Source organism: Rhodococcus sp. ACPA1 (assembly GCF_002300195.1).
Classification (GTDB): Bacteria; Actinomycetota; Actinomycetes; order Mycobacteriales; family Mycobacteriaceae; genus Rhodococcus_F; species Rhodococcus_F opacus.
In genome coordinates, this window is sequence record NZ_NSDX01000021.1 from 1 (window position 1) to 1,726 (window position 1,726).

Consider the following 1,726-nt stretch of genomic DNA (forward strand, 5'->3'; position numbering starts at 1 on the left):
CCACCGGCTCGACCGCTGACTCCAGATCGGCCAGTCTGCGATTGACCCACACGCGAAGGCCGGTTAAAGGAGAGACTGAACAAGGAGATCCGCCGCAGAACCGATGTCGTCGGGATCTTCCCCGATCGCACCGCCCTCATCCGGCTCGTCGGAGCCGTCCTCGCCGAGCAGCACGACGAGTGGATCGAAGCCCGCCGCTATCTCGGCCTCGACGTGCTCGCCCGCTCCCGCGGCACCCACGCAACACCCGAACCTACCGAGGAGGTGACGCCGGCGGCTCTGACCGCATAACCACCCCACGAGGAGTCACGCGACACTTCGTACACCACCTCACGGGACTTGACCATCAGCGGCGATCGAATTCGCGAGCCATTCGTCGCAGGTAATGGCCGCGACCGGCTCGAAATCCGACGGCACCGTTCCTGAGCGCGGTGCCGGCGCCCCCATCAATTCGGTCGGTGGAGTGACGCCCAGCAGTTCGCTGCCTTGCGGCATTCGACAGACCGCAGCGTCCACGATCTCGGCAGGATCGCGATCAGGGGCTGGTCCACGGATCAGACTGCATCCGCTCATTAGTGCCGTCAGCGCGACCACTGCGGTGAACAGGCGGCGACGGTCCATGTTGTGCACGCTACCGTCGACGAACATCGCGGGCCGCTGCATCCGAGCGGCCGCCAATCAGCGCCACATACCGCCCGTAAGCGCGGATCAACACGGTGCTCCAGCTCTGCGAGTACCGCCCGCTGGTCGATAGGGATCCCTGATCGGTCCGATCATCGATCCTCATCCGGTGCCGACAGGCATTCCCCGCTGGGGTGCTTCGTTGACATGTGCGGACTTTCGGTCGCCACGCAATGAGGTGTGTCAGGATCCGGACATGGCCTGGTTCATGATCGACCCGTCGAATGACAAGGAAATCGGTGCGATCGCGCATGGTCCAGTACTGCTCGCCCGTGTCGAGGGTGTCACGGTCGGATTGCGCTCGATCATGGCTTACTCGGCCGGCCTCGAGGTCGCGGTGACCGTCGTCGGCAGCGGCATCCACGCCGAGGCGATGAGACGCCAATACACGGCGCCAGCTGTCATCGATCCTGAGACGGGTAAGCGCCGCCCCGGCCAGGTGCATGGTCGCCCGATGCGACTTCGTGCACTCGAAGATTCGATCCTCCAGCCAGTGCCTCGAAGTGACAATCGCGGTTGGTACGACAGCCAGGACCTTTACCAGCGCGAGTACCTGTACGAAGTGACCGGGTTACCGCAAACCCGAAACCTGCCGCTGGTCGCTGAGTGGCCCGAGGTCGGACTCGAACCTGTGACCACGCACCTGGTGCTCCCGGACCCGTCAGAGCTTGCCGGCGCGATCATTCCTCTGCCTTAGTGGAATCTGGCGACCGTTGATGGATCCGCTTACGGGGTCGCCAACCACTCCCGGTGTGGGTGTCAGGGCGTCCTGATCGCCGTCGCGGCAGGGGCATCGGCGCGGCCCGTCTCGCTTCGTAGTGGCTGAGGAAATGCCAGGGTCTTGAGACAGATTGCTGTGGCCATGCCGTGAGACAAGCAACAAGTCCGCAGTTCGCGGCGTCTCAAAATGCCACTGGCAGCGAGACCCTACATGAGCGCCGCCCGGATCTCGTCCGAGCGGCGCTCAGCTGTTGTCCTGTGACAGTCGATCGTCCTTTTTGTCAGTGAATCTTGCTCGTTCCCGTTTCTCTGCCAGTACAGTTTG

General features: G+C 63.6%; 2 protein-coding genes and 1 pseudogene. 2 read left to right on the forward strand and 1 reads right to left on the reverse strand.

Annotated features, from left to right (window positions below; all coding sequences use genetic code 11):
• Positions 1-69: 69 nt before the first annotated feature.
• A pseudogene (locus CJ177_RS46465) lies at positions 70-291 on the forward strand (transposase); the annotation flags it as partial.
• 39 nt (positions 292-330) lie between these two features.
• Here the strand turns inward: CJ177_RS46465 and CJ177_RS46470 are convergent.
• Positions 331-648 carry a hypothetical protein gene (locus tag CJ177_RS46470; protein WP_143548833.1) on the reverse strand — a complete coding sequence of 106 codons (318 nt, stop codon included), beginning with the start codon at positions 646-648 and terminating at the stop codon, positions 331-333.
• 229 nt (positions 649-877) lie between these two features.
• Between CJ177_RS46470 and CJ177_RS46475 the strand changes: the two genes are divergently transcribed.
• Entirely contained in the window at positions 878-1,378 is a 501-nt protein-coding gene (locus tag CJ177_RS46475) for a hypothetical protein (RefSeq protein ID WP_061042388.1), read from the forward strand.
• The last annotated feature ends 348 nt before the right edge of the window (positions 1,379-1,726 follow it).